Consider the following 1199-nt stretch of genomic DNA (forward strand, 5'->3'; position numbering starts at 1 on the left):
TGAGCAAAAATGGGCGCCGTCACGATAAACGCTTACTCGATAAAGTCGATATAATTCGCCATATTCCTCCTGAGGTAACCATCTGGGCAGATACCGGTTTTCAAGGTATAGATAAACAGCATCCTAATACACAAATCCCAAAAAAAGGAACTCGAAAAAGACCTTTATCGCCTGAACAAAAACAAGAAAATAAAATAATCTCGGGCATCCGTATTACAGTTGAACACGCCATCGCGGGTATCAAGCGCCTCGGTTGCATGACCCAAATTTTACGGAATCGTAGACCCTTTATTGATGATACCTTCTTACTCCTTAGCGCAGGTCTTTGGAATTTCCATCTCAGAACAGCGTAAAATTTACTTCAATCACCGAAACACCCTTATTTCACTATTAAGCAACACGCTTAATGTAGTAAGAGCTGTGAGTACCAATACGGCTTGCACGCTAGGCTTGATGGTATGGTTAACTTATGTGAACTGTTAAATAAACGTCGTCATCCAGAAACAGCCAAAGGTACTGATAGGCTGTGGCCAAAAGGCACAGTAGCTGGATATTCCTTTTGAAGCTGGGAATACACGGACAAAGTAAGCTATCGGCGAAGTAGACAGAACCTAACCCATTGTGTTTTCTGAGTGGAACATGGTAAGCCCGTATCTCCGCCTTTTAGGCAGGTAAACCGCAAGGGATGCTGTTGGTGGTGCGGGTAAAGGATGGTGGAAAAAGCGAAGGCCGTTCTGTAATAGAACGAATAGGGTTTGAGCAGAAACGCAACATCAACCCACGCGAAAGCGGGCTGACTTCCACTTGGTCTCTCATCACGAGAATATTGGTAGAACTTTTAAAAGCAGGAATCGCAAATGACCATCAGGTACAACATGGGTGCACCTGCTCACTGTACAACGCAATGGAGCCAAATTAACTGGTATCATTGTCGTCGAGAAGTGAGAAAGCTACAAGTGCGTATCGTGAAGGCAGTGAAGGAAAGTCGTTGGCACAAAGTGAAAGCTTTGCAATGGCTTTTAACCCACTCGTTCAGTGCAAAAGCATTAGCAGTGAAACGAGTGACAGAAAATAAACTAGTTGCTGAATAGAGACTTGCATTTTTTGTCACGCTATTGAGAATAAAAAGAGGTTTAACTTAGAGAATAAAGGTTTGAAATGATCAACAAAGAGCGGCTGTTACGAGATAATCGTTTATG

The 1199-nt window shown here is 43.0% G+C and carries 2 protein-coding genes and 1 pseudogene; 2 read left to right on the forward strand and 1 reads right to left on the reverse strand.

Translation table 11 applies throughout. The features are described 5' to 3' along the window. On the forward strand, positions 1-353 hold a 353-nt coding region (locus CBG25_RS10580; protein WP_290603898.1), incomplete at its 5' end, for a transposase family protein. A 310-nt stretch (positions 354-663) separates the two neighbouring features. Here the strand turns inward: CBG25_RS10580 and CBG25_RS10585 are convergent. Continuing rightward, a complete protein-coding gene (locus CBG25_RS10585) occupies positions 664-816 on the reverse strand; it encodes a hypothetical protein (protein ID WP_290606539.1) in 153 nt (50 codons plus the stop codon). 41 nt (positions 817-857) lie between these two features. Here CBG25_RS10585 and CBG25_RS10590 point away from each other — a divergent pair. Next, positions 858-1076, forward strand: a pseudogene (locus CBG25_RS10590) (reverse transcriptase N-terminal domain-containing protein); the annotation flags it as partial. Positions 1077-1199: the final 123 nt, after the last annotated feature.

The organism is Arsenophonus sp. ENCA (assembly GCF_002287155.1).
Lineage (GTDB): Bacteria > Pseudomonadota > Gammaproteobacteria > Enterobacterales > Enterobacteriaceae > Arsenophonus > Arsenophonus nilaparvatae.

Bases quoted from the DNA above. Each gene is read 5' to 3' on its own strand.
- CBG25_RS10585 (WP_290606539.1), bottom strand. From the start codon at position 816: ATGAGAGACCAAGTGGAAGTCAGCCCGCTTTCGCGTGGGTTGATGTTG.